This window comes from Nakamurella sp. (assembly GCF_048594475.1).
In the GTDB taxonomy this organism is placed as follows: Bacteria; Actinomycetota; Actinomycetes; order Mycobacteriales; family Nakamurellaceae; genus Nakamurella.
On sequence record NZ_JBMDXT010000537.1, the window covers coordinates 1 to 21,715 of the forward strand.

Sequence of the window (21,715 nt, forward strand, 5' to 3'; positions counted from 1 at the left end):
CTGCTGCGGCGTCTGCTCCCGTGGGGTCGCCGGCTCGACCTCGGCTCCCGCCCGGGCGGCCGCCGCCCGATCGGCCGCGGCGAGGGCGAATCCCGCGACCTCGCCCGATTCGTCGATCTGACCCTGCGCCCAGAGGAACAGCAGGCCCAGCGCGTGCTTGCACGGGAACTTCCGTGACGGGCAGCTGCATTGGTAGCGACGGGTGCCGGTGTCGACCGTCACCCGGTAGGGGGTGCGGCCGGACCCCTGGCATTCGCCCCAGACGAGGCTGTCCGACGTGCCGATCGCACTCCACGGACCCGGCCGGGCCAACCGCCGCCCGGCCACCTGGGATGCCGAATCCGGCGCGGCCGCCATGACCTGATCGACGCTCCACCGGGCCCCCACCGGCCTTACAGTAGGTGCCGGCTCCGACAGCCATGATCGGCCGGGCGCCGGCTGGGCGATCGGGTGCTCCGTCGGGCCGCCGACGGCCCCCTACCGCGTCCGGCGCTCAGCCGTCCGCGACCAGGAACTCGCGCACCACCTCGTCGACATCGGCATTGGGCCGCACGCCGAGCCGGGACGCGCGGGCCGTCCGGAAGCGCGCCGGCCAACTGCCCACGATGGCCTGCACCGCGGGATCCGGGACCCACGAGATCAGGTCACCGGTGCCCGGCCCGACCAGGCGATCGAGCGCGGCGGCCAGCTCGCCCGGCGTGGTCGACAGGCCCGGCAGGGTCATCGCCGTCGGGCTCCCCCAGGCCCGATCACCCGCCGCGGCGGCGGCCAGGATCCCGTCGAGGGTCCGCTCCGGGGACGACAGGGCCACGGGCAGGTCGGGCGCCACCGGGCAGACGGTCCGCTGCCCGTGCACCGGCTCGCGCACGATGCTGGACAGGAAGCCGGAGGCGGCCGCGTTCGGCCGCCCCGGCCGCACGGCCACCGTCATCAGCCGGACGCTGCGACCGCGCAGGTACCCGCGCCGCGAGTAGTCGGCGACGAGCTGCTCACCGATGAACTTCTGGAAGCCGTAGCTGGACTGCGGCCGGGGCAGCGTGTCGTCGTCGACGACGTCCGGCGGCGGGAAGTCGGGGTCGCGGCCGAAGACGGCCAGGGAACTGGTGAAGACCAGCACCGGCGGCACCCGGTGCCGGCGCGCCCACTCCAGCACCGCCCGGGTGCCGTCCAGATTCGTGCGCAGACCCAGGTCGAAGTCGGCCTCGGCCTGCCCGCTGACCACCCCGGCGAGGTGGAAGACGGCATCGACGTCACCGACCGTGGCCAGTCCGGCACCGACGTCCGCCGTCACGGAGCGCACCCGCCGATCCGCCGCCACGTCCGCCGGCGGCGGGACCAGGTCCAGCAGGACCAGCTCGGTGGCATCCTGGGCGGCCGCGCCGCCGATGATGTGGGGGCCGGCGAGCAGCCGGCGGGCCAGCAGCGTGCCGAGGAAGCCGGCACCACCGGTGATCAGGACGCGCATGCCCGGCCTCCGCTCCTCCCGCTGGACCCGGGCTTACCGTAGCCCGGTGACGGTCAGCCGCACCCGACGCGCACGGGCCGCCCGCCGGCGCACCCGCCGGATGCAGGCGGTGGAGCACGACGTGACCACCGCCGAGTGGCCGGCCCTGCCACGGGCCCGGGGCGGCTGCGCCTGCTGCGGGTCGGCGGACCGCGCCCGGCAACCGGACTGCGGAGCTGCCGATCTCCCGGGGCGGCCGGTACACCCTGGCGACGGTGGTCCGTCCGCGGCGGTGTCACGCGAGCACATGCGACCGCGAGGTGACGGCCTGGCTCCGCAGGCGCCGTCCGGCGGACAGACGCCTTCCGGAAAGGCATCTCCGAGGTGCTGGGGACCCTGGCCGGGCCGGCGGTGCAGGTCGCGGCCGAACCCGGCCCGGCGGCACCGGTCCACACCTACGGGCCTCCAGATGAATCCGGCTCCTCCGTCGCCGCATTCATCCAGGACACCCCTCCCGTGCTCGATGGTGGCCTCGCAAGCTCGGCCAACTCTAGTCGACCGGCGTCAGCGGCGGGACGCGGCGTAGCCGAGAACCGCGGCCACGCCGAGCATGCTGCGCGGCTCGTAGGCGCTGCGCCACAGGCCACCGTGGACCGCCGCGTGCGCCTCGTCCTGCCACGGGTGGTCGTGGCGGACGACCCCGCCGGCCAGATCCCGCACCAGCAGCGCGGCCATCAGGGTGTTGGCAGTGTCCGGTTCGAAGATCTCGACCCCGAACCGGCGCGCCCCGGCGTAGGCCGCGGCCAGGGCCCGGTTCTTCACCACCGACCTCGTCCGGGTGGACGGCGCGACGTGGAAGGTGACGAGCCGGCCGTCCCGGCGGGCCACGGCCGCCCGCCACCGCTGGATTCGTTTGGCCAGCGCGTAATTGGGTCCCTGGGCGGGCACCAGCGCGTCGGCGATGCCCGGGTCGGCGCCGGGCGGGTACGCGCGGTGCACGAGTCGGCCCCGGGTCAGCCAGCGCAGCGGCCGGCCGGCCACTTTCGCCGTCGTCGACCGGGCCGCGTACGCGGCTCCGGACTGCTCGACCGCCTCGCGCGGGACGACGAACACGTCGGTCGGTGTGGCCAGGAACGCCAGCCCGGAGTCGGGCCGCCGGGCGGCCAGCCGGCTGCCCAGCAGGTCGGCGGCGACCGAGAGCCGCACGTGGGCACCGCCGTCGGCGTACAGGTAATTGCCGAGCACGATCCGGCCGTCCAGCTCGGCCAGCCAGTCCGCGATCGCGGGCACCTGGGCCAGCAGATCCGCCCCCGCCCCGGTGACCGGATCGGCCCGGTCCGGATCCACCGGCAGCACCAGCGTGCCGGCGGACGCCTCGGCCCGGGCGAGCAGGCGCTGCCAGACCGCCGGTCGGGGCAGGTCGACCGCGGCGACCCGGGCCCCCCAGTCCAGAAGCGGCCCGACGGGGCCCATCTCGGCGCCCGCGCCGAGCACGGCCACCGTGAACCCGTCCAGGCGCAACCATTCCGGATGGTCGATGACGTCCTCGACGGCCCGGACCGCGGACGGCTCCAGGATTCCCGCGGCGGCCCAGGCGGCCATCCGGTCGCGCAGCTCTCCACCCCGGAGCCGGTTCCCGTGGTACGGCACCACCAGCTCGGTGGCCGGCGCGCCGCGACCGGTCACCGCGACGGTGGCCAGGGCCGGGCCGGCCGGCGCCGTCAGCAGGCCGATCGCCGGTTCCTCGGCCGGCCCGCCGCCGACCACCATCCGGTCCCGGGCCGCCGCCAGCCCGGCGTCGGCGATCGCCCACCAGGCCCCCGGGGTGTCCACCCCGGCCTCCACCGCGCGTCGCAGGTGCAGCAGGTACCGGCTTCGCCAGGCGGTCTCGTTCTCCACGGCGCGGGCGCCCACCGGGTCGACGGCGGCCAACGCCGCGGCGACGACCGCCCGGCCGGCCGCGGTGGTACTGCGCGATCCACCGGGGCCGGCCGGGAAGTCAAGGCCGTGACTCATCTGCGCTCCTGCCGGATCGCCCGTGCCGGTCGGCGACTCAGCCGGCGGCCGGGGCCGCCGCCGGCTCCACGACCAGGGCGCGGCCCTGGTACCCGGCCAGCGGCACCGTCAGCGAATGGGCGTCCCCCACCGCCGCGCGGAAGCCGGCGTCGAGCCCGTCGACCACCGCGCAGCCCGGGTCGAGGTGGTCGGAGACGACGTCGACCTCCAGGTCCTCGCCCGAGAAGTTCAGCACCGTCAGCTGGATCAGTCCGCGGACGGTGAAGTTGACCATGACCAGGACCGCCGGGTGGCCGACCTCGGGGACCTCCAGCAGGGCGCCGGCGGCGATGCCGAGCTGCTTGCGCACGGCCAGCACGCGGCTCAGCTGCGCGGCGAACGAGGCCGGGTCGGCGAGCTGGTCGGGCAGCGTGCCGTACAGGCTCCGGGCCCGCGGCATCCCCGAGCCGGACGCGGTGGCCGACGGGTTCGACCCCATCAGGTCGTGCGCGCCGCGGTGGATCCACCGGGTGTCGCCGTCCCGGATCAGCCCCTGCACCTGGTCGGCCTTGAGGGTGACGTTGCCGGCCAGGTCCCACCCGGACAGGGCGAACACCCCCGGCTGCAGCGCGTTGTACATGGCCAGCAGCAGGTGGCCGCGCCGGATCAGGTCGACCTGCTCGTCCGTGGCCAGGGCCGGGTCCGCGATGCCCAGCGTGGCGGCGATGATGGTGGCCGTGGTGCAGGCGATGCCGTTCTGGGTGAACACCAGGTTGTAGTCGGCAGCCGGCTCGGTCAGCTTGTCCCGCAGCGTCTGCCGGATGTGTTCGGCCAGGTCCGAGCCGAGATACTCGCGCCCGCCCAGGGTGTACGTCTCGTCCTTGTGCTTGGTGGCGAAATGGACCAGCTCGTAGGTCATCTCGTCGTGGTTCTGCAGGGCGTGCACCAGCGAGGCCTGATCGATCCCCAGGCCCATCGCCTCCCGCAGGGTCAGCCGCAGGAAGCCGGTGTCGCCGGTGACGAAGGCGTGGTGGTAGGCGGGCCGGGTGACGAAGTCGTACGACAGGTCGGGGCCGTCCTTGGACGTGGCCTTGATGTCGTCCATCGTCAGGTTCAGTTCCTGGAACGTGAACCCGCCGACCTTGCGCACCATGCTGCCGATGAGCTGGTTCGCCGCCTGGGACAGCGGATGCCCCTCGGACCAGGCCGGCTGCGACTCGGCGCTCTTCTCCACGCCCAGGAAGCCGTTGGCGTCCAGCCGCAGCCCGGCCGACCCCAGGTCGACCAGCGAATGCATGGCATCGCCCAGCACCAGCCGCATGCCCGAACAGGTCGGGTCCAGCCAGTTGATGGACGGCTGGCCGTCCTTGAAGTAGTGCAGGTAGACCCAGCGCCGCAGCTTGCCGTCGGTGTCGTGCACCGGACGGGTCACGCTCCAGTTGGTCTCCTTGACGCCGGGCTCGTAGAAGATGACCCGCTGCATCTGGCCGATGATGTACCCGGTCTCCTGCAGGGCCTTCTCGGTGGCGGCGTCGATGTTCACCGAGTCCCGGCCGGCCGGCACGTCGGGCAGCAGATGCCAGTCCTCCTCGGGGATGTCGACCATGTGGTAGATCCCCGGGTAGTCCTTGTGGTTCATCTCGGCGAGCCGGAAGTCGGCCCCCTTGCCGGTGTGGCCGGGCACGATGTCGTCGATGATCGCGCCGTCGTGGGCCACCGCCTCCGCGCACATCACCCGGAAGTCCTTCTCGGTGCCGAACAGCGGGTCGAGCGCCATGCTGATGCGGTCGAAGTGACCGTCGACGCTCGGGGTGTACTCCCAGCCGCTGATGCCGCCGGCCCGCTTGACCGGACCGATGTGCACCCCCTCGACCCCGATCCGTTCGAACGCCGACCACAGACCCTCGTCGCCCAGCGCGGCCAGGTACGACTGGCCCGGCGCCGCGATCAGCGACAGCGGGTAGGCAGTGAACCAGACCGAGGCCCGGTCGACCGCGGCCCGCGGGTTGGGGTAGGCGTACGGGTTGAGCCACATGCCCGCCTGGCCGGACAGCTGCCGGGCGACGGTGTTGGCGTCGCCCAGCATCGACATGTCCTCGAGCCACTCGACGTAGGCCCGGTTGCGGCCATCCGCGGCGAACGGCGGCGGCGCCTCGGTCAGGTGCCGGTTGAGCCGCGCCCGGGGGCCGAGCACGCTCGGCCGGGCCGGGTACAGGTGCTCGTCGTACGAAATCTCACTGGCCGCCTCGCCTGCGGCCGATTCCGTCCCCGTGTCCTGTTCGAGCTCGCTCACCACACACCTCCTGCCGCCGATCCCTGCGTCCGGTCGACAGTAGATCAGCTTCCGGCGGGGTGTGGGTCAGGGGCGACCGACGCGCTCACCGGGCCGGTTGGCCGTGCATCTGGCCGCCCGACGCGCCGGCGCCGCCCCCCGATCCGGCCCCGCCGCCGAGCGATCCGAGCAGGGCGCCGGCATCGGGCGTGCCGACCCCGGTGACGTCGTCGTAGCCGGCCCGGGTGTAGATCGTGCCGGTCTGGTTGAAGGTCCGCAGGACCTTGACCGTGCCCGCGGAGGCGTCGAACCCGTTGACGTAGTTGACCCGCACCACGCCGTCGGTGACGCACTGCTGTGGGGTGGCCGGGCACGCGGTGGTGACGTCCCGGATCGCCGAGGCGCTCGACCGCCGGTACAGCGCCGGGTTCAGGAAGCCGACGCTGCCGCCGGCGGCCTGGTCCCCGACGGCCACCACGCCGGCCAGCAGCGGGCTGGACAGGCTGGTGCCGCCGATCCGGTACTCGGAGTACCGGACCGAGCCGTCCGGGAAGGTCTGGCTCTGCCCGATCAGCATGCCGGTCTGCGGGTCGGCGACCATGGCCACGTCGGGCACCGCGCGGTGGGGGCCGGACGGGGTGGTGCCGTCCGGCACCCACATCGCGATGTCGGCCGGGACGACGCCCCGCTGGTAGTTCGGCTGCTTGAACAACCGGCTGGTCCCGCCGCCCGCCCCGTACAGATAGCTCGGCGGGTTCGGATCCCAGGCACCGTCGACCAGCTTCGCGGTACCGCTGCCCCAGCCCTGCTCGAACAGGTAGTTGTTGGTCGCACCGACCGCCAGCGAGGTCCCGCCGACCGCGGTCACCCACGGGTCGCTCGCCGGGTAGTCGGCCTGCCGGGTGCCGGTGGCGGCGATCTCGTCGCCGGCGTCGCCCGAGGAGAACAGGACGCTGATGCCCTCGGCCGCCGCCTGCAGGTAGGTCTGGTGCTCGCCCTGGACGGCCGCCCGGGACGGCTCGCCGACATCGCCGTAGGAGTTGGTGATCACCTGGGCGAGCTGGTTGTCCACGACGGTGTTGACGGCGGCCAGAATGTCGTCGTCCTGGCAGCTGGTCGCCCCGACGTAGAGGATGTTCGCGGCCGGGGCCATGGCGTGCACCGCCTGCACGTCCAGGGTCTCCTCGCCGTACCATCCGGCGGCATCGCACTCCTCCACGTCGGTGTAGGAGGCGGGAAGCGACTGGCTGAACTGGTACGACCGGAACGGGTGCCGGGAGTCGTGGGCCGCGAAGTACTTTCGCGTGTCCGCGGCGATGGTCGGCGACGCGTAGGCGTCGACGACCGCGACCGTCACCCCGCGGCCGTCGATCCCCTTGGCCAGGAACTGGTCGACCCCGTAGGCGCCGCGCAGCTGGGCCGGCTGGTACCCGCAGGGCGCGTAGGTCAGCGGGTCCTTCAGGATCTGCGGGACATCGGTCGCGGCCCGCTGGCCGTAGTAGCTCGAGCACGGCGTCGCGTTGCGGTAGACCGCGCCGGGCGGCGGCAGGGTGTCCTGCGGCACCGCCGTCTGCGGCGCCGGGGCGGCGCCGCGGGACCGGGCGTCGGCCGAGGTGGCCGGCGACTGCCCGTCGGCGGTCTGGTCGCCGACCAGGTGATCGGGGCGGACCACCGCGCTCTCGTCGAGCCCGCTGACGCCGGCGATCAGCCCGGCGACGCTCGACGGCGCCGTCAGCGCGGACGCCGGGGCCGCCGTCGGCCGCCCGTCGTGGTCGAAGGTCTTGACGGCGGTGCCGAACGCGGCCTGCACCTGGGCGGTGCTGCCCGTGATGGGGATGAACCGGTGGTTGGCCGGCACCGTGCCGATCGAGAAGCCTTGTGCGGTCAGCCATGTGGAGACCGTCTGCACGGCCTGATCGGTCGGGGCGAAGCGGGCGCGCCAGTCCGCCGCCGACACGAACGACCGGTACCGGGCGTCCGTCGGGTCCGAGACGGCGGCCGCGAGCGACTCGGCCCCGGCCTCGTCCCGCAGGGTCAGCGCGACCGTGAGGTGCTGGGTCTGCGCGGCCGGCACGTCGCCGACCACCGCGGCCCCCGCCGTCCAGCCAGGGGCGTCGTCGACCACCGCGCGAGGCGGCGGCGGATCCGCCAGAGCCGGTGACACCGACGCCACGACCAGCGCCGAGGAGAGACCGACGAACAGGGACAAACGGCGAAAAGCGGTGCCCACGGCAGACTCCCCGGCATCCGATGGACGTGACGCAGGGAGCATCCACCCGCGGGGGTGCGCTGGCGAGGGCCGGATCGGTGAATCACCCGTTTGCACTACTAACTAAGTACCTCGATCAGCCGCCCGCCGCGATCACCAGCACCCGCCCGCACGGGCTCCGCAGGTCCGGCCGGGCGGTGCCGGTCACCGTCACCTGGGCGCCGAACCCCAGCGTGGCGGCCGCCGCCCCGGTCAGCGCCCACCGGCCGCCGCCGGCCCCGTCCGCACCGTCGACCGCCAGGATCCGGCAGGACGGTTCCGCCCCCTCGACGACCACCCCCGACAGGGTCATGGCCAGCGGTGACCCGAACGACGGGCTCGGGGCCGCGCCGGTCCCGACCGGCGGAACCGCCGGGGTCGAGCCGGGCGCGCTCCCGGCGGCCGGCGGGGCGGTCACGGAGGCCGAGCCGGCCGCGGCCGGCGGCGTCGGTCCCGCCGCGGCCGGCGACGGCGCCGATCCCGCGCACCCGGTCAGCACCGGCCCGAGCACGCCGATCAGGGCGGCCGCGATCACGGCCCGCGCCACGGGCCGGCCACCCTTCGGTTCGGCTCGGCGACGGTCACGGGGACGCAGACGGGATGGACTCACACGGGGATGACGGGGACCGGCCGCCCCGGGGTTGCACGGGTCGATACTCGGCATCGTGAACGATTCGGCACCATCGCCCGACCGCTCCGGGGAGCACTGGGGGCAGCTCGCGGCGGACCTTCGCGACGAGGTGCGGCGGCTGCGTGAGCGGATCGACGCCGGGTCGTCGCCGGCGCCGGGGGCCGGCCGCTCCCCCGCGACCGGCCCCGGCGGGCCGGCGGACCTGCCCGCCTGGCAGCGGCCGACCCGCGGCGAACAGCGCTGGGAGGTCAGCGTCGCGGTCGGCCTGATGATCGTGCTGCAGCTGGCCCTGCCGGGGGCGCTGACCCCCGTCGGCCGGTGGACGCTGCCGGCGATCGAGCTGGTCATCGCGGTGATCCTGGTCGCCGGCAACCCGTTCCGGATCGAACGGTCATCCCCGGGCCGGCGCGCGGCCGCGCTGGCCCTGCTCGCCGTGGCCGGGCTGGCCAACGCGCTGGCCGTGGCGCTGCTGATCAAGGACCTGGTCGCGGGCAACGGAGGGGACGACCCGATCCCGCTGCTGGCCACGGGTGCCAACATCTGGATCGGCAACGTCATCATCTTCGCCCTGCTGTTCTGGGAGTTCGACCGCGGTGGGCCGGCGGCGCGGGCGGCCGCCACCCGACCCACTCCGGATTTCCTGTTCCCGCAGATGGCGGACGGCTCGGGACTGTTCCGGTCCTGGGAGCCGCGGTTCTCGGACTATGCGTTCGTCTCGTTCACCACGGCCACCGCCTTCAGCCCGACCGACACCATGCCGATGAGCCGCTGGGCCAAGCTGGCCATGATGCTGGAGTCGTCGGTGTCGCTGGTCACCGCGGCCCTGGTCATCGCGCGGGCGGTGAACGTGCTGCGCTGACGGCCGGCGGTCCGGCGCCGATTGTTCACCCGATGCGCCTTTTCTCCCCACCGACGGCATCGGTAGGGTGGCGGCTCGAGACCACTCATCGAGGAGGACGAATGGCCTTTCCGGCGCTCTCGACAGTGCAAGCGGCGCGCGACATCCGTTACGGCGGAACGACTGCAGTCCCCACAGGAGCTCCCGGAACGATCGTCAACCTGCAGACCGGATGGGGCCCGACGACCTACACCGTCGAGTTCACCCCGGATCTGGGCACGAAGCTGACCCTGGTCGGCCTGACCGACAGCGACCTGCGGACCCGCTGAGTCACCACCGCCCGCCGAGCCGCGAAGGGCCGGGTGTCGCCGCCGATCGGCGCCGCCCGGCCCTTGTCGCACGTCCCCGGCGCCCGCCCGGCCGTCCCCCGCAGCCCGGGTGGACGGGACCAACGACCCTCCCCGGCCTCCGACCGCTCGTCTTGACTGGTGGTGACCGGCGCACGCCGCCGGTCGCGAACACCACGTCAGGAGCGGGAATCATGTCCAGTCCACGCACCGTGCAGCCGACCGAGCCCGTCGCCCGGATCATGACGACCTCGGTCGCCACCATCGACGCCGCGGCCTCCTGGGCCGACGCGCTGTCCGAACTCGTGGCGAACGGTATCGGCGCCGTCCTGCTCGTCGACGACAACGACCGGGTTGGCCTGGTGTCCGAGCGCGATCTCATCAACGCGCTCGCCGAAGGCGGTCCCGACCCCGACGAGCGGCAGATCGGTGAGATCGCCACGTTCGATCTGATCTGGGCCGACCCGGACGACACGATCGGCCACGCCGGCGCGGTGATGGTGGACGCCGAGATCCGGCACCTCCCGGTCGGCGACGGTCAGGACGTGGTCGGCATCGTCTCCGCCCGGGACGTGCTCGCGGTGCTCGTGGACGCCCATCGCCTCGCGTCCGCGGCGACCTGACCGCGCGATGCACCGGCGCGGTCGACGCCGGCTTGTGCGGAGGGCCCTTCCGCCAGCGGGCGCGGTCAGCGAGCGGCCGGCCCGGCCCCCCCGCCGCCCTCGGGAGCGAACCGCCGGCTCGTCACATGCTTCTCGGCCAGCCGGCGCAGGGCCAGGATCAACGGCTCGTTGAGCACGGTGCCCAGGACGACGTACCGGACGGCCGCCTCGGGCGAGTCGTCGGGCAGGTGGTCGAGCTCCATGGTGGCGACCTCGAGCATCGCCCGCGCGTAGCCGTCGACCGCTCCGTCGGGCAGGTCGAACCCGGCCGCGTCGATCGCCTCCAGCGCGTCGAGCAGCGCGGCGCGACCATCCCGGTCCTGCTCGTCGATCGACCAGCCCCACCGGCGCAGCAGGCCGTCCGCCCGACCCAGGTCCCGGTCGGGGGCGGCCGGCCCGACCAGCGCGCAGTGCGCGATGCCGAGCAGTTCCATGGTCGGCGTCCCGGCATCGTCGACCGCCTCGAGCACCCGGCGCGCCCTGGCCACCGACAGGCCACCCGGGCCGAGCAGGGCGCGGATCAGCCGCAGCCGGTCCACGTGGGCCTGGTCGTACTGAGCCTGCGTCGCCGACGTCAAACGGCCGTCCGGAAGCAGCTTTTCGCGCAGGTAGTACTTGATGGTGGCGGTCGGCACCCCGCTGACCCGGGACAGCTCGGAGATGCGCACGGTCGTCCTTGACATTGGAGAGTGTCACTCCCCATTATTGGAGAGCGTCACTATCTTATCGAGGAAGGACCACCCATGGCCCGCATCGACACCCGCCGGATGACCCATCACCACGACGGGCCCCTCGTGGTCTTCCTCATCGGGATGACCATCAACCGGTGGTCCAGGCCCCGGCAGTGGTGGCCCGTGCTGAGCGCGATGCGCCCGATGCTCCAGGAACTGAGTGCCGATCCCGAGTCGGGCCTGCTGGGCTACCGGCAGCTGATCGGCGGGGGCGGGCCGATGATCGTCCAGTACTGGGATTCGACCGAGAAGCTCTACGCCTACGCCAGCGATCCCGGCGCCCGCCACCGGCCGGCCTGGGCCGCCTTCAACCGGCGGGCCCGGGCGGCCGACGGCACCGTGGGCATCTGGCACGAGACCTACCTGGTCGACCGCGCGGAGTCGATCTACGTCGGTACGCCGACGATGGGCCTGGCCGCCGCGACCGCGGCGGTGCCGATCGCCCGGCGGTCCGACCGCGCGATGACGCGGCTGGCCGACGGGCGGACGGCCGCGCCCGGACCGGCCGCCGTCGGCACCGAGCCGGCCACGGCCCGCGACTAGCCGGCCCGACCGGACCGACCGGCCCGACCGGCGGGCGGGTTGTCCTCAGCGCCGCTGCGCCACGACCAGCAGGTACTCCCACTCCATCGTCCCGGTGTCCGCTCCGGCCGCCCGGGCCAGATCGACCAGCGCGCGGTCGAGGGCGGCCGTGCGGTCCGGGTCGTCGGCCAGACCCCGGTAGGCGGCGATGGTCGGCCCGTAGAACTGCTTGAAGAAGTCGCGGAACTGCTCGGCGTCGGCGAACCGGTCGACCCGGAGCCGGCGCCGCTCGGCGGTCAGCCGGGCCACCCCGTCGCCGAGCAGTTCGCGCACGTGGGCCTCGGTCCCCCAGAGCGGGCCCGGCCGGGCGCCGGGCGGCGGGGCCGGGACGAAGTCCTTCATGGTGGCGAACATCCGCCCGATGAAGCCCTCCGGCGTCCAGTTGATCAGCGCGATGGTGCCGCCCGGCCGGGTCACCCGGAGCAGCTCGTCCGCGACCGGCTGGTGGAACGGCGCGAACATGACCCCGACGCACGACAGGACGGTGTCGAACTCTCCGTCGGCGAACGGCAGGAACTCCGCGTCGGCCTCGATCCAGCGCAGGTGCAGGCCACGGCGCGCGGCGCGCCGCGCGCCGACGTCCAGCAGTTCGGGCGTCAGGTCGGCGGCCGTGACCCGGGCGCCGCGGTCGGCGGCCGGGATGGCGGCGTTGCCGGAGCCGGCGGCGACGTCCAGCACCCGGTGGCCGGGCTGCACCCCCGCCGCGTCCACCAGCACCGGGCCCAGGCCGCCGACCACCTCCGTGGCGACCGCGTCGTAGTCGCCGAACGCCCACATCGCGCGGTGCTTGAGCTTGATCGCACTCGGCCCGGTCGGGGTCGCCGAGCCGGTGGGGCTCGCGGGGTTCGTGGGTCCGGTCGTCTGGGGGCGGTCCGCCCGTACCTGCGTCATCGTCGGTTCTCCCTGCGCGGCAGTCCTTGTCCCGCCGACCTGTTCGGCGGGTCGGGCTCAACGGTAGGAACGACCGGGCAGCGTCGGCATCGGTGCAGCCGCGCACCGTCGGGCGGGGCCGACGGGCGCCGATGGGTGCCGCCGCGTACGCGCGGCCGACTCCGCCGAGCAACCGGCGACCCGACTCCGGCCACCGACGCCGGAGCCCGGCCGGAGCTCGGCCGGAGCTCAGCCGCCGCCGAGCAACCGGGCCACGGCGGCGGTCCGGGCCGCCTTGCCCTGCAGATCCAGCTTCGCGTAGATGTTCTGCAGGTGCCGCTCGACGGTCCGGACGCTGAGCGTCAGGGCCCGGGCGATCTCCTCGTTGTCCCGGCCGGCCGCCGCCAGCCTGAGCACCTCGACCTCCCGGCCGGACAGCAACCGGGCCAGCGGCACGGCCGCTGCCGGCTCGCGCGCGCGGTCGGCGGCGAGGAAGTCGCGGACCTCGGACACGAAGACCGGCCAGGCGGGTTCGTCGGCCAGCAGGATGTGGTTGCCGCTGTCCAGGGGGACCAGCCGGGCGCCGGGGATGCCGGCGCTCAGGTGCCGGGCGTGGTCGAAGTGGTTCATCCGGTCCCGCAGCGAGTGCAGCACCAGGGTGGGCATCGTCAGTTCCGGCATCAGCGCGCTCGCGTCGGCCCCCATGCGTTGCTGCCGCGCGAGGACGGCCGTCCGCGGCGAGACCGAGACCTTCAGCAGGTCGTCCAGCCAGCCGAGTTGCTCCTCGGTCGCGTCCGGGATCATCTGGGTGCTGAAGACCCGGCGGAAGGTGCCCTCCGGGCGCCCCCAGCCGACCTTGATGATCTGCTCGAAAGCGTCCTCGAGGGCCAGATCGTCGTCGGTGACACCGTGCTGCGGGTCGGCGTAGCTGTCGTAGAAGACCAGCCGGGTCACCCGCGCGGGGTGGGCGTGCGCGTATGTGATCGCGACCGGGCCGCCCTGCGCCATCGCCATCAGCGCGAAGGTGGCGAAGCCCGCGTCGTCGGCGACGGCGGCGAGATCACCGACCCGGGCGTCGAGAGAGAAGTCGGTCACGTCCCAGTCGGACAGGCCGTGGCCGCGTTCGTCGAACCGGATGATGGTGGCGAAACGCCCGATGTCGGCGAGGAAGTGCCGCCAGACGGGGCTCTCCCAGTCGTGCTGCAGGTGGGAGAGCCAGCAGGTCGAGATCAGCAGGGGCGGCCCCTGGCCGTGCACCGCATAGGCGATCCGGACCCCGTCCGGGGCCCGGCAGAAGCGGATCTGCTGGTGCGGGATGCCCGCCCGGCCGGTGACGGGCATCCCTGCATGGTAGTCCGCCCTGGTCAGCGGATCCGCAGCGTGACCTGCGGGGTGGTCTGGCCGGCCCCGCGGATCGAGTAGACGTACGGCGTGTTGGCCAGCAGTCCGATGTCGGTGAAGCTGGTGCCCTTGACCGTGGCGATCCGGTCCCCCGCCTCCCCGCGCAGCACGTCGTAGGTGGTGTTCGGGTCACCGTCCCAGGCCAGGGTGATGGTGCTGGCGGTGGTCCCGGCCGCGCGCAGGTTGCGCGGCGCCGCCCCGCTGCCCGACGTCGGCGTGGTGCTGGTCGGGTTCGCGGTGGTCGGCGTGCTGGTGGCCGGGGTGCTCGTGGTGGGGGTGCTGCCCAGGATCACCGTGATCTGCTGGGTGGTCCCGCCGGGGCCGCGCACCGAGTAGACGTACGGCACGCTCCGGGCCAGCCCGCTGTCGGTGAACGTGTTCCCGGTGGTGCTGGCGATCCGGACGCCCGCCTCCCCCCGCAGGATCTCGTAGGTGGCGCCGGGGGCGCCGTCCCAGGTCAGCGTGGCGCTGTCCGGCCCGGTGGTGATCCGCAGGTTGGTCGGCCCCTGCCCGCCGGCGGGTGTGCTGGTCGTCGGCGTGCTGGTGGTCGGCGTGCTGGTGGTCGGCGTGCTGGTCGTCGGCGTGCTGGTCGTCGGCGTGCTCGTGGGCGGCGTGCTCGTGGGCGGCGTGCTGGTCGGCGGGGTGCTGGTGGGCGGCGTGGTCGTCGGCCGGGTCGTCGTGGGCGGGGTGGTCGGCGGGCTGGTCGGCGGGACGCCGGATCCCGGGTACTCGATCACCATGGCCGGTTCGGTCGCCGGGTACGGCGTGGGGTCGCCGGTGTCGTTGACGACGTGGTCGATGATGCCGGCCAGCAGCTGGACCGTCAGCAGGTGGTGCAGCCGCACACCGGACTTGACCGGCACCTCGAAGGCGTGGCTCAGGTGGATCGACGGGTCGACATTCGTGTAGATGTAGGCGCCGCCGCCCCACAGTTCATGGGTGTTGACCGAGTCGGCGACCTTGTAGGCCGCGTACCCCAGGGCGTCGCTGCGCCAGGCCTGCTGGCTCGGCGGGTCGTACGGCAACTCGTTCTGGTAGAAGACCACCTTGCCGTTGTCGCCGTTCCAGATGGTGTTGTACTTGCGCCAGTGCTCGACGAAAAGGCCCGTGCCGGTGACGTTGTCGCCGTTGACGATCAGCCCGACATCACCGGGGCTGACGTCCCACCCGACGGTGTTCGGCTTGCCGTGGTCGCCTCGCCACAGCCAGATGTGGTCGATCAGGACGTCGTCGCTGTTGACCACCAGCCCGTTCGTGGTCTTGCCGACGCCGGGCCCACCGACCCGCATGAACACGTCGGACAGGGTGGTCGGGTCGCTCAGCGTGCAGGCGGCGCAGGTGCCGCCGCTGGTCCCCACGGTCATCAGCGCCGGGGAGGTGACGGTGCCGGCGTCGATCATGACGCCGGCGACGATCACGCCGGGCACGTCGGCCACGGTCAGCGGCACGGCGCCGTTCACCGCGGTGAGGGTGGCCAGACCCATTCCCAGCACGACGGTGTCGGCGCGGGTGACCGTGATGCTCTGGCCGATGCCGTACACGCCGGGCGTCAGCAGCAGGTTCTTGCCGGCGCCCAGGGCCGCGTTGATGGTGGCCACCGAGTCGGACGGGGTGGCCACGAAGAACTGCGACAGCGGCACCGAGCGGCCCGGCGTGCCCCCGTTGTCCCAGCTGACACCGGCCGAGTTGGTCCGGGCGGACGGCACGAAGACCTGGTAGGCGCCGGCGGAATCGACGTACAGGTAAGGCTTTTCCCGGCTCAGTGCGGTGGTGGGCAGGTTGGTGTAGGTGCCGAGCCGGCCGTCGGCCTGGGGCACCCCGAAGTTGGTCGCGGGCGCGCCGACGGTGCCCAGGAACACCTGGTTCCACACGCCGTTGGACCAGCCCCCGACGGTCGAGTTGCGCACCAGGTACTGCTGCTGCGACCCGTTGGTCACCTGGGCCGGCACCTTCGAGTCGGCGATGTACCCGCCGCTGGCCCACTGCGGCTGGTCGGTGCAGTAGTCCATCAGGCTCAGCGGGCCGTTGATGTTGACCCGGCGCATGGGCGAGGCCTGGGACGCGGCCCAGAACATGGCGGTCCGGCGGCACTCGGTGGGTCCGCCGGCCCCGGTGTTCGACAGGTTGGACAGCGAGCGCCAGAAGTTGTTCAGGGCGACGCAGTACGACTGGCCGGGGTTCGTCGGGTGCGGCAGGCACCGGTTGAAGACGTCGATGCGGCCGTTGATGACGACATCGGTCGGGTTCTTGCCGAGGCCGGCGATGTCCATGTAGTAGCCGACCTGGAGTTCCAGCGGCTGCCCGGGGCTGCCGTAGGTGCCGGGCTTGAACAGCAGTGCGTACCGGTTGGTGCCCATCTCGTCGTCGATCTGGCGCGCGGTGATCGCGTCGACCTGCTGCTTGATCTGGGCCACCGGCATGCTCGGGTCGAACACGGTGACGTTCGGGCCCAGATCGGTCGGCGACGCGGCCGCGGTGAGCATCGAGGCGGCCGGGGCGGGCGCCTGGGCCGACGCGGCGGTGGCGGTGATCCCGGCGCCGCCGATCGCCAGCACGGCGACGGCGAGCGCGCCGAGCCGGGCGCGTCCCCCCGATCCCCGGCGTCTGACCGATCGAACCCTCGAATGGACCACCGACATCGGGCGACCGCCTGTTCGTCTGGGAGTGAAATGTGGGAGCGCTTCCAGCTGGTGACCCTAGTCACAAAGCTTGCGCTGCGCAGAGGTGATCTCACTGAGCGTCGCCAAGCGCCGCGATCCGGCCACCGCTGTGCGTGATCGAGCGTCACGGCACCCGGGCCGGGCGCCCGGCGGTGGTCACCCGAACCCCGATCGACGCCGTCCGGTCGATCACTGACCGCACCTCGAACCCGGCGATCGAGCGACATTCCTCGGGCGACGGGTGAACCATCCATCGCCGGCGCCCCGCCTCCACCGGCGGCTGCGGACCGGGATCCGGATCCGCACGCAGGCGCGGCGGACGATGCGCGCCCCGACCGCCGCAGCCGGTGACGCGATGTCGTCGATGCGACCTCGACCGGGCGGTACGGCCCCCGTCGCGCTCGCTCGTTCGAGGCACCCGGCGCCGCGAACGGGTGGTTCCGATTGACACGTGGCGGTTCTCACGTCGTTGGTTAGCTGGGTTCGCAGCGTCTCAGCTAATCTTGCTAACAAGATCGACTTGCCACGGTGAGCGGTCGGTGAAGGTGCAGATCACGACGGGTATACACCGCAGAGGGTGAGAAGCCATGGGTATCGAGCGAACGGGCGTGACGGACCTGCCGGCCGGGCTGCCCACCGCGGTTCCACCGGCGGTCCACCGGGTCGTGGTGTGCGATCGGGACGACGTCGCCCGGCGGGCGGTCGGTGCGATCCTGGCCGACGAGGGCGTCGAGATCGCCGGGAGCGTGGCCGAGACCCGCGAGCTGGCGGATCTGGTGGCCAGGGGCAAGCCCGACGTCGTCGTGCTGGCGGTCGACCGCGCCGACGGTCCCGACGTGGACGCCCTGGTCGCGACGGCCGCGCTGCGGATCGCGCCGGTCGTGGTGCTGGCCACCGAGGCCACTCCCGCGTTGATCGCCCGGGCCCGCGACGCCGGCGCCCTGGCCTTCCTGACCAAGCCGCCGACGCGGGCCGACCTGCTGCCGGCCGTCGAGCTGGCGATCGCCCGGTACGCCGAGATCGCCCACCTGGTCGACCAGGTCGCCGCGATCAGCCGCCGGCTGGAGTCGCCCAAACTGAGCGAGCGGGCCCCGGGGCGGCTGAGGCCCCACCGCCGGATGAGCGCGCCGGACGCGTCCCGCTGCCTCCCGCGCACGGCGATGGACCGGCGCAAGCCGGCGCACGTGATCGCCGCCCAGGTCGTGGCCGAGCTCGGCGACGCCCGGAGGGACCGCGCCGCGTCCTGATGGCCCGGCGGCCGTCGCCGTTCGATCGCGGCGGACCACCGGGCCCCGGTCAGCCGCCCGCCTTGCGCAGCACCGGTCGCAGCGTGTCCAGCACCGACGCGTCGTCGATGGTGGACGGCACGGGGGCGTCCTGGCCGTCGGCGATCTGGCGCATCGTCCGGCGCAGGATCTTGCCCGACCTGGTCTTGGGCAGTGCCGGCACCACGGACACCTCCCGCAGGGCCGCCACCGCCCCGATCTGATCCCGGACGCGTTGCACCAGTTCGGCTTCCACGTCGTCCGGGTCACGATCGACGCCCGCCTTGAGCACCACGAATCCACGCGGCACCTGCCCCTTGAGCACGTCGGCGACGCCGATCACCGCGCACTCGGCGACGTCCGGATGGCCGGCCAGCACCTCCTCCATCCCGCCGGTGGACAGGCGGTGCCCGGCCACGTTGATCACGTCGTCGGTGCGGCCCATCACGAACAGGTAGCCATCGGCGTCCAGGTGCCCGCCGTCGCCGGTCAGGTAGAACCCCGGGTAGGTCGACAGGTAGGAGCGGACGTACCGCTGGTCGTCGTTCCAGAGGGTGGGCAGCGATCCGGGCGGCAGCGGCAGCCGGATCGCGATCGCGCCGTCCTCGCCGACCGGCATCTCCTGACCCGCCGGGTCCAGGATCCGCACGTCCCACCCCGGCATCGGCCGGGTGGGCGAGCCCGGCTTGATCGGCAGCAGTTCGATGCCGGCCGGGTCGCCGACGATGGCCCAGCCCGTCTCGGTCTGCCACCAGTGGTCGATCACCGGGATGCCCAGCAGCTCGCCCGCCCACCGGTAGGTCTCGGGATCCAGCCGCTCCCCGGCCAGGAACAGGTACCGCAGGCTGGACACGTCGTACCCCTGCAGGAGGGTGCCGTCCGGGTCGGCCTTGCGGATCGCCCGGAACGCCGTCGGTGCGGTGAACAGGCTCTTGACCCGGTGATCGGCGACGACGCGCCAGAACTGGCCGGCGTCCGGCGTGCCCACCGGCTTGCCCTCGTACAGCACGGTGGTGGCGCCGACGAGCAGCGGCCCGTAGACGATGTACGAGTGGCCGACCACCCAGCCGACGTCGGACGCGGTGAACATGACCTCGCCCGGCCCGATGTCGTACAGGCCGCGCATGCTCCAGGCGAGCGCGACGGCGTACCCGCCGCCGTCCCGCACCACGCCCTTGGGCTTTCCGGTGGTGCCCGAGGTGTACAGGATGTAGAGCGGGTCGGTCGACCGGACCGGGACCGGGTCGACGGGGACGGCCGCGGCCATGGCGGCGTCCCAGTCCACGTCCCGCGGGCCCATCGCGGCGACCGCCTGGGGACGCTGCAGGATCACGCACCGCTCGGGCCGGTGCGCGGCCAGCTCGATGGCCTGATCGAGCAGCGGCTTGTACTCGATCACCCGCTGGACCTCGATGCCGCAGGACGCCGAGACGATGACCGGCGGCGTGGCGTCGTCGATCCGGGCCGCGAGCTCGCGCGGGGCGAATCCGCCGAAGACGACCGAGTGGACGGCACCGAGCCGGGCGCAGGCGAGCATCGCGATCGCGGCCTGCGGGATCATCGGCAGGTAGATCACCACCCGGTCGCCCACCCCCACGCCCAGGTCGGCCAGGACCCCGGCGAACCGGGCGACCTCGTCCCGCAACCGGCGGTAGCTGTAGGTCTCGACGGTCCCGGTGACCGGGCTGTCGTGGATCAGCGCGGCCTGCTCCCCCCGCCCCGCCGCGACGTGCCGGTCCAGCGCGTTGGCGCAGACGTTGAGCTCGCCGTCCGGGAACCACCGGAACAGGGGCGCGGCCCCGGCGTCCAGGGCCCGGGTCGGCGCGGCGGTCCAGTCGATCGACGCCGCGGCGTCGAGCCAGAAGGACTCCGGGTCCTCGATGCTCGCCCGGCGGATCTGCTCGTACGCACCCATCGGCTGGCCTCCTTGTCAGCGTCCGGCTCAGGTCAGGGTGCCGATTGTGCCCGGCGGACCCCCGGCTGCCCAGCATCCGGCCGGATCGGGCGGGGAACGCCACCGTCGGAGCGGACCGGCGGCGCCGCCGACCGGCGAACGGTCGGGTGGCGGCGACGAGCGGCGCCCGTCCCGGACGCCCGCGCCCGGTCAGCCGCCGGACGGCCCGGGATGGTCGGCGGTCACGACCGTCACCGGCACGCGGGTGACGCGCCGGATCCGGTGGGCCAGATCCTGGTGCAGCCAGCGCGAGACCCCGGCGGGCAGCGTGGACACGACGACCTCGTCGATGTCGCCACGGCCGAGTCGCTCCCGGACGGCCGGCACCGGGTCGGCCTCGACGACCTCTCCGATCGCGTCCACGCCGAGACCGGCCAACCAGTGCACCCCGGCGGTGGCCCGGGAGCGGGCCAGCTCGTGGGCGTCCTGCCGCCCGGCCGGCGGGCGCAGGCCGCCCTGCACGGCGAAGGCCTCGGCCAGCGCCTGCACCAGGTCCGGGTGCGAGGTGGCCGGGACCACCAGCAGGACCTCGACCGGGCCGTCGGCCACCCGGCTCCGGATCAGGTCGGCCAGGTGCTCGCCGCCGAGCGTCTGGTTGGCGACCACCACGATGCGCCGCATGTCGCTCCCGCCCCCTCACCCGGGTGTCCCGGGTCGTGTCCGGCGGACATGGTCCCACGACTACCGGGAGCGCCCCGGGGCGGGATCCGGTGCGCCGGTCGCACCGATCGGCCGCGGCCGGCCGATCGGCCGGCGGGTTAGGTTGGGCGTCATGGAGTTCCGTTACCTGGGCCGCAGCGGCCTGAAGATTTCCGCCCTCACCTACGGCAACTGGCTCACCCACGGGTCGCAGGTCGAGAACGACGTCGCGTCGGCCTGCGTGCGGGCGGCCCTGGACGCCGGTATCACCAGCTTCGACACCGCCGACGTCTACGCCGACGGCGCGGCCGAGACGGTGCTCGGGGAGGCCCTGCAGGGGCAGCGGCGCGAGTCCCTCGAGATCTTCACCAAGGTGTACTGGCCGACCGGCCCCCGGGGGCACAACGACGTCGGGCTGTCCCGCAAGCACATCGCCGAGTCGATCGACGCGTCGCTGCGCCGCCTGCGCACCGACTACGTCGACCTCTACCAGGCCCACCGGTTCGACACCGAGACGCCACTGGAGGAGACCATGCAGGCGTTCGCCCAGGTCGTGCGCCAGGGCAAGGCCCTCTACATCGGGGTCAGCGAGTGGACCGCCGACCAGATCCGGCAGGGTCACGCCCTGGCCCGGGAGCTGGGCATCCAGCTGATCTCCAGCCAGCCCCAGTACTCGATGCTCTGGCGGGTCATCGAGGATCAGGTGGTGCCGACCAGCCGCGAGCTGGGCCTGTCCCAGATCGTCTGGTCGCCGGTCGCCCAGGGCGTGCTGACCGGCAAGTACCTGCCCGATCAGCCGCCGCCCGCGGGGTCCCGGGCGACCGACGACAAGGGCGGGGCCCGTTCCATCGAGCGGTTCATGCGACCCGAGGTGCTGTCCGCGGTGCAGGGCCTGCGGCCGGTCGCGGACGAGCTGGGCGTGACGATGGCGCAGCTGGCGTTGGCCTGGGTGCTGGCCAACGACAACGTGGCCGCGGCCATCGTCGGGGCCTCCCGGCCCGAGCAGGTGGCCGAGAACGTCAAGGCGGTGGAGGTGCGGATCCCGCCGGAGCTGCTGGCCCGGATCGACGACGTCCTGGGCGAGGTCGTCGTCCGCGACCCGGCGATGACCGCGGCGACCGCGCCGGCCAAGCGACCCGTCTGAGGCCGCCGGCTCCGGGTTCGGCCCGCAGGGGC

The 21,715-nt window shown here is 73.5% G+C and carries 18 protein-coding genes; 6 read left to right on the forward strand and 12 right to left on the reverse strand.

Translation table 11 applies throughout. The features are described from left to right. From ACOJUF_RS24060 to ACOJUF_RS24085, 6 genes are all read right to left on the reverse strand, one after another. Positions 1-387: SWIM zinc finger family protein (locus tag ACOJUF_RS24060; protein ID WP_420124337.1), on the reverse strand; the 387-nt coding region annotated here is incomplete at its 3' end. A 106-nt stretch (positions 388-493) separates the two neighbouring features. After that, complete coding sequence (denD, locus tag ACOJUF_RS24065) at positions 494-1,465, reverse strand: D-erythronate dehydrogenase (RefSeq protein WP_420124338.1); 972 nt, start codon at positions 1,463-1,465, stop codon at positions 494-496. A gap of 543 nt (positions 1,466-2,008) precedes the next feature. Further along, positions 2,009-3,460 carry a hypothetical protein gene (locus tag ACOJUF_RS24070; RefSeq protein ID WP_420124339.1) on the reverse strand — a complete coding sequence of 484 codons (1,452 nt, stop codon included), beginning with the start codon at positions 3,458-3,460 and terminating at the stop codon, positions 2,009-2,011. A 37-nt stretch (positions 3,461-3,497) separates the two neighbouring features. Next, positions 3,498-5,732 carry a maltose alpha-D-glucosyltransferase gene (gene treS, locus ACOJUF_RS24075; protein WP_420124340.1) on the reverse strand — a complete coding sequence of 745 codons (2,235 nt, stop codon included), beginning with the start codon at positions 5,730-5,732 and terminating at the stop codon, positions 3,498-3,500. Positions 5,733-5,817: 85 nt separating this feature from the next. Further along, positions 5,818-7,941, reverse strand: coding sequence for a S53 family peptidase (locus tag ACOJUF_RS24080; protein WP_420124341.1), 2,124 nt, complete (start codon positions 7,939-7,941; stop codon positions 5,818-5,820). 115 nt (positions 7,942-8,056) lie between these two features. Then, positions 8,057-8,506 carry a hypothetical protein gene (locus tag ACOJUF_RS24085; RefSeq protein WP_420124342.1) on the reverse strand — a complete coding sequence of 150 codons (450 nt, stop codon included), beginning with the start codon at positions 8,504-8,506 and terminating at the stop codon, positions 8,057-8,059. A gap of 118 nt (positions 8,507-8,624) precedes the next feature. On the opposite strand from ACOJUF_RS24085, the gene ACOJUF_RS24090 reads away from it, so the two are divergent. The 3 genes from ACOJUF_RS24090 (at position 8,625) to ACOJUF_RS24100 (ending at position 10,398) form a co-directional block, all read left to right on the forward strand. Beyond that, on the forward strand, positions 8,625-9,449 hold the full coding sequence (locus ACOJUF_RS24090; protein ID WP_420124343.1) for a hypothetical protein: 825 nt from the start codon (positions 8,625-8,627) through the stop codon (positions 9,447-9,449). A 101-nt stretch (positions 9,450-9,550) separates the two neighbouring features. Beyond that, complete coding sequence (locus tag ACOJUF_RS24095) at positions 9,551-9,757, forward strand: hypothetical protein (protein ID WP_420124344.1); 207 nt, start codon at positions 9,551-9,553, stop codon at positions 9,755-9,757. Positions 9,758-9,969: 212 nt separating this feature from the next. Continuing rightward, positions 9,970-10,398 carry a cyclic nucleotide-binding/CBS domain-containing protein gene (locus ACOJUF_RS24100; protein ID WP_420124345.1) on the forward strand — a complete coding sequence of 143 codons (429 nt, stop codon included), beginning with the start codon at positions 9,970-9,972 and terminating at the stop codon, positions 10,396-10,398. A 65-nt stretch (positions 10,399-10,463) separates the two neighbouring features. Here ACOJUF_RS24100 and ACOJUF_RS24105 read toward each other — a convergent pair whose 3' ends face one another. Beyond that, positions 10,464-11,105, reverse strand: a complete 642-nt coding sequence (locus ACOJUF_RS24105) for a MerR family transcriptional regulator (RefSeq protein WP_420124346.1) — start codon at positions 11,103-11,105, stop codon at positions 10,464-10,466. 75 nt (positions 11,106-11,180) lie between these two features. On the opposite strand from ACOJUF_RS24105, the gene ACOJUF_RS24110 reads away from it, so the two are divergent. After that, a complete protein-coding gene (locus ACOJUF_RS24110) occupies positions 11,181-11,711 on the forward strand; it encodes a DUF4188 domain-containing protein (RefSeq protein WP_420124347.1) in 531 nt (176 codons plus the stop codon). Between the two features lie 45 nt (positions 11,712-11,756). Here ACOJUF_RS24110 and ACOJUF_RS24115 read toward each other — a convergent pair whose 3' ends face one another. From ACOJUF_RS24115 to ACOJUF_RS24125, 3 genes are all read right to left on the reverse strand, one after another. Next, a complete protein-coding gene (locus ACOJUF_RS24115; RefSeq protein ID WP_420124359.1) occupies positions 11,757-12,527 on the reverse strand; it encodes a class I SAM-dependent methyltransferase in 771 nt (256 codons plus the stop codon). Positions 12,528-12,869: 342 nt separating this feature from the next. Continuing rightward, positions 12,870-13,961 carry an alpha/beta fold hydrolase gene (locus ACOJUF_RS24120; protein ID WP_420124348.1) on the reverse strand — a complete coding sequence of 364 codons (1,092 nt, stop codon included), beginning with the start codon at positions 13,959-13,961 and terminating at the stop codon, positions 12,870-12,872. Positions 13,962-13,984: 23 nt separating this feature from the next. Beyond that, positions 13,985-16,576, reverse strand: a complete 2,592-nt coding sequence (locus ACOJUF_RS24125; RefSeq protein ID WP_420124349.1) for a hypothetical protein — start codon at positions 16,574-16,576, stop codon at positions 13,985-13,987. Positions 16,577-17,268: 692 nt separating this feature from the next. On the opposite strand from ACOJUF_RS24125, the gene ACOJUF_RS24130 reads away from it, so the two are divergent. Beyond that, complete coding sequence (locus ACOJUF_RS24130; RefSeq protein WP_420124350.1) at positions 17,269-17,928, forward strand: ANTAR domain-containing response regulator; 660 nt, start codon at positions 17,269-17,271, stop codon at positions 17,926-17,928. A gap of 49 nt (positions 17,929-17,977) precedes the next feature. Here the strand turns inward: ACOJUF_RS24130 and ACOJUF_RS24135 are convergent, their stop codons facing one another. Together ACOJUF_RS24135 and ACOJUF_RS24140 are read right to left on the reverse strand one after the other, a co-directional pair. After that, positions 17,978-19,861 (reverse strand): propionyl-CoA synthetase, encoded by a 1,884-nt coding sequence (locus ACOJUF_RS24135; RefSeq protein WP_420124351.1) that lies wholly within the window; start codon positions 19,859-19,861, stop codon positions 17,978-17,980. Positions 19,862-20,050: 189 nt separating this feature from the next. After that, a complete protein-coding gene (locus ACOJUF_RS24140) occupies positions 20,051-20,521 on the reverse strand; it encodes a hypothetical protein (protein WP_420124352.1) in 471 nt (156 codons plus the stop codon). A gap of 151 nt (positions 20,522-20,672) precedes the next feature. On the opposite strand from ACOJUF_RS24140, the gene ACOJUF_RS24145 reads away from it, so the two are divergent. Further along, on the forward strand, positions 20,673-21,683 hold the full coding sequence (locus ACOJUF_RS24145) for an aldo/keto reductase family protein (RefSeq protein ID WP_420124353.1): 1,011 nt from the start codon (positions 20,673-20,675) through the stop codon (positions 21,681-21,683). Positions 21,684-21,715 lie beyond the last annotated feature (32 nt).